The sequence below is a fragment of the Actinoallomurus sp. CA-150999 genome (genome assembly GCF_050942425.1).
GTDB lineage: Bacteria > Actinomycetota > Actinomycetes > Streptosporangiales > Streptosporangiaceae > Actinoallomurus.
Genome location: NZ_CP192063.1, coordinates 5,604,296 through 5,608,528, shown reverse-complemented (window position 1 = coordinate 5,608,528; position 4,233 = coordinate 5,604,296). Strand labels below are relative to the sequence as shown.

Below are 4,233 nucleotides of genomic sequence, written 5' to 3'. Positions count from 1 at the left end.
GGTCGGCGTCTACCCCCTGCCGCCGAAGCTTCCCGGCGTCCGCCAGCCGCCCCGGCTGTTGGCGTCCTGGACGGCCGTGAGCACCCGGAACTGCTGGTTCAGGACGCTCCTCTGGTTCGCCCGCAGCCCCATCGGGGTGGCCAGCAGGACCCGGCTCGCCGCCTCGGTGCCCGTGGCGATCTGGTCGACCAGCTGCATCGCGGCCCGTTTGGCCGGGGCGCCGAAGGCTTGGTCGTTGCCGAAGACATCGAAGTTGACGCCGTTACGGAACCGCGCGGCCATGTTGTAGACGTGGTTCGCGAGGTTCTCCATGGCCTCGACGGCCGCTTCGGCCTTCGCCGGGTCCGCCGTGTACTTGCCCGTCTCACCCATCGTTGCCGTCCTCCACTATCTCGTCGTGCAGGTTCGCGGACGGCCTACCGCCGCGCGCGGTGCCCCGTCCACGCCGCCCGGCCGCCAGGGCCGACCCGAAGATCTCCTCAAAGTTGATCTTGAAGCCGGGGAGGCCGTCGGGCGCGTCGTCGGCGGGCGGGGTCAGCGCGGAGAAGGTGTCGATCACCCGCCGCGCCATGGTCGCCCGGCCCTTGTTCGCGGCCTCGACGATCGAGGCGGCCAGCTGCGACGCCTCCATCGTCCGGTACTTCTCGTCCAGGAACTTGACCCGCTGCAGTTCGCCCTGCGGGCCGACGGTCACCTCCACCGAGCGGTCCTTGGACCGCGCCGTCGATGACGAACTGCTGAGGTCGGCCCGTGCCCGGGCCACCGCGGCCCTCGTCGACTCGAGACGCTCCCTCGCCTCCGCGAGGAGCTTCTCCATCGACTCTTCGGTCTCCATCGCCTGTTCTCCTCCCCTGTACCAGGTCACCGCCGGGCCCGGTCCGGCCGGCTCCGCCGTGCTCAGCCGATGACGGCCGGCGCTCCGCCTTCGTCCGTGCCCCAGACGTCCTCTTCCTCCGGCACCCACCCCTCGCGCTCGCGGTCGCCGCTCTCCGTCTGGCGGTGATCCCCGGTCCCCGAGTACGGGTCGTAGGCGGAACTCGTGGGAGTGCGCTTCGCCCCCGGCACCGCGTCCTCGTAGCCGCGGCTCCTCCGCGTGCGACGACCGAGGGATCCGCCGTCGGTGGGGGCGATGTCCTCGTCCTCGTAGACCTGGCGCACCCGTTCGCTGTTGCCGTTCTTCTCGCCGCCGCCCATGCCCCCCATGCCGCCCATGCCGCCCATCGGCCCCCCTGCCCCTCCGGCGGGTGCACCGCCGGTGGTGGTCCCGTCGAGGCGCGTGGCGGGTGGCAGCACTCCGCCGGACTGGCCGACCGGGAACGTGGTGGGATCCCCGGTCTGGCCGCCGAGCGCCGCCGAGGGAGCTCCCAGCGGGCTCCCGGAACTCGGCAGGTCGTGCAGGGCGGGCTCGTAGTAGGACGCCGCACCGTTGCCGAGAGGAATGCCGGCGCCCGGGAGCGACACGCCGTCGCGGCCGAGCGGGGTCGTGAGGGTCTGACCGTTCGGCTCGTGAGTGACCGCGGTGCCCGCCTGCGGGTTGACCGTGGTGTAGCTGCCGTCCGGGTAGCGGGTCGTGACGGTCCCGTCGGGGTTGACCGTCGTCCGGCTTCCGTCCGGGTTGGTCAGCGTGTGGCCGTGGGTCAGGTGGTCGGTGGTGGTCGACCCGTCCGGGTGGATCGTCGTCTCAAGCCCCGTGTGCGGGTTGACGGTCGTCGAGCTGCCGTCGCTGTAGTCGGTGGTGATGGTGCCGTCGGGGTTCAGGGTCGAGTGGCTCTGGACCTGTCCGGGCTGGAGATGCCCCGTCTGCGAACCGATGCCGGCCCCGTTGTGGTCGCCGTAGACGGTGGTGAGGCTGCCGTCGGGGTTCTGAACCACGTGGGTGTTCAGCTGCGAGGGCTGCAGCTGCGACGAGCCCGGCTGCACGATCTCGTGGGACCCCGGCTGCAGGTACTGCTTGGCGATGTCCTTCTGCTGCTTCTGCTGTTCGTCGTACTGCTTCTGAGCCTGGTCCTGCTGCTGCTTCTGCAGCTGCTCCTGTTTCCGCTCCTGCGCCTGCTGATCCTCGCGCTGTTGCTCGTACTGCTTCTTGGCCTCGTCCTGTTGCTGCTTCTGCTGCTCCTCCTGCTTCTTCTCCTGCTCCTGCTGGTCCTTGCGCTGTTGCTCGTACTGCTTTCTGGCCTCGTCCTGCTGCTGCTTCTGCAGCTGCTCCTGCTTCTTCTCCTGCTCCTGTTGTTGCTTCTGCTGCTCCTCGTACTGCTTCTTCTGCTCGTCCTGTTGCTGCTGCTGTTGCTTCTGCTGCTCCTGGTACTGCTTCCTTGCCTCGTCCTGCTGCTGCTTCTGCAGCTCCTCCTGCTTCTTCTCCTGCTCTTCCTGCTTCTTCTGGTCCTCCTTCCGCATTTGCATCTGCAGCGCCATCTGCTGCTCGTTCTGCTTCCGGGCCTCGTCCTGCTGCTGCTTCTGCAGCTCTTCCTGCTTCTTCTCCTGCTCCTCCTGGTGCTTCTGCTGCTCCTCGTACTGCTTCTTCTGCTCGTCCTGCTGCTCCTTCTGCTGCGCCTGCTGCTCCTGGTACTGCTTTCTGGCCTCGTCCTGCTGCTTCTTCTGTTCCTCCTCCTGTTTCTTCTCCTGCTCCTCCTGGTGCTTCTTGTCCTCTTCGCGTTCCTTCTTCTGCTCGTCCTCGAGCTCCTTCTGGTGCTTCAGGTCCTCTTCGCGCTGTTTCTTCTGCTCGTCCTCCAGCTCCTTCTGGTGCTTCAGGTCCTCATCGCGCTGTTTCTTCTGCTCGTCCTCGATCTCCTTCTGGTGTTCCTGGTCCTCCTTGCGCCACTGCTCCTGCTTCTTCTCCCAGTCTTCCTGGTTCTTCTTGGCGTCTGCGGCGGCCTTATCCGCCTTGTCCTGCGCGGCCTGCGCCTTGTCCGCCTGGAGGTCCGCGGCGAGGTTGATCTGGACGGTCGTGAGCTTGGGAATGCTGTCGGGAACGCTGGTCCAGGAGTTATTGATGGCGCGAATCGCCTCTTGGGCGGCCTTTCCCAGGTAGTCGTTCGTGGAGCCCTGCCAGCGACTGATGGCCTCCTCACCGATCGCCTTCCACGTCGTGAGAGAGTTCAGGGGGCCGTAATTCTTCGCACCGATTTTCGTCGTCGCGTCGCCGCTCCACCCGTCCTCATCGATCTGATTCCAACTGTCGTAAGACTCATAGCCGTAGCTCTCGTGCCACCGGACCTTGGTGATGTTGTTCAGCCAGATCTGGTCGGTGATGTCGAACAGGATGTCGTAGAGCCACCGAAGCGGATTACCCATCCGGAGCGCCCAGTCGCTCCAGACCCAATAGAGGTCCTCGATCGCCTTCTGAAAACCCGACTTCGCGCCCATCAACTCCACAGCGACCTTGGAAAGACCCAAACCACCGACCGAAAGAGCATCCGTGTAATTCTGATAGTTGATGCCCAACTGGTGGATGATGTCCCAGAAGACGCCGGCCGCCTGGCCGCGCCAGGTGGCGTCCTCCGACCCTAGTGCGTCCTCCCACTGCTGGATCGTCGCCCTGGCGTTGGAGAAGAAGAGCGCCGCCCGGTTGTAAGCCAGCGCGGCCCGGTCGAAGGCCTTGAGGTCGACGGCGTCGTTGTCGTCGACGGGCACGTCGTTGAAGGAGAAGCCCTGCGTGGAGTACGGCTCGTACATCAGTTTTTCGAGCGCGAGGCCACCGCCGTAGCTGTACTGGGCGAGCGGCTTGGAGTTCCATCCCTTGAAACCGTCCGGCATGAGGTGCGATCCCGCACCGAACTCCGAGCCGAGGGAAACACCCCCGTGCGGGATGGTGTGCGCCGAATCGGTGCCGAGCAGGGTGATGCGCGCCCTGCGCATGTGCACTTCGGTTCCCTTGGACAGCGTACTGGCCGACGAGTTGTCGGTCGGACCGAAGAAGGGGACGACGAAGTCGGTGTCGTTGATACGCCAGCCGGAGTTCCTCGAACGCCAGGACATGTCATTGATGGCCTCCATCTCCGCGTTGGTCGGCGAGGCACCCGAGGTGTCGATCTCCACCTTCATCAGCGGGATGTCATCGTTGCCGTAGAGATTGTCCTTGAAGATCTCGCCGCGCTTGGCAGACGGCTTGTAGCCGGTGAGCAGCGTGATGGCGTCATACCAATGGTCGTTCACCGAAGAGGCTGGAGGCTTGTCTCCTGCGGGGTCCGCCATATCTGCTCTCCATCGAATGCTTGGCGTCGGAAGAAAGGGGAT

3 protein-coding genes are annotated in these 4,233 nt (G+C 65.5%); all 3 read right to left on the bottom strand.

Annotation, left to right across the window (positions count from 1 at the left end; genetic code table 11):
• Positions 1-9: 9 nt before the first annotated feature.
• A complete protein-coding gene (locus ACQP2O_RS26070) occupies positions 10-372 on the bottom strand; it encodes a hypothetical protein (protein ID WP_433190353.1) in 363 nt (120 codons plus the stop codon).
• The gene (locus ACQP2O_RS26065; RefSeq protein ID WP_433190350.1) at positions 365-835 is read right to left on the bottom strand and encodes a YbaB/EbfC family nucleoid-associated protein; all 471 of its coding nucleotides are present in this window, start codon (positions 833-835) and stop codon (positions 365-367) included. Before ACQP2O_RS26065 ends, ACQP2O_RS26070 begins: the two co-directional genes overlap by 8 nt.
• Before the next feature lie 62 nt (positions 836-897).
• Complete coding sequence (locus ACQP2O_RS26060; protein WP_433190347.1) at positions 898-4,191, bottom strand: AAWKG family protein; 3,294 nt, start codon at positions 4,189-4,191, stop codon at positions 898-900.
• Between the last annotated feature and the right edge of the window lie 42 nt (positions 4,192-4,233).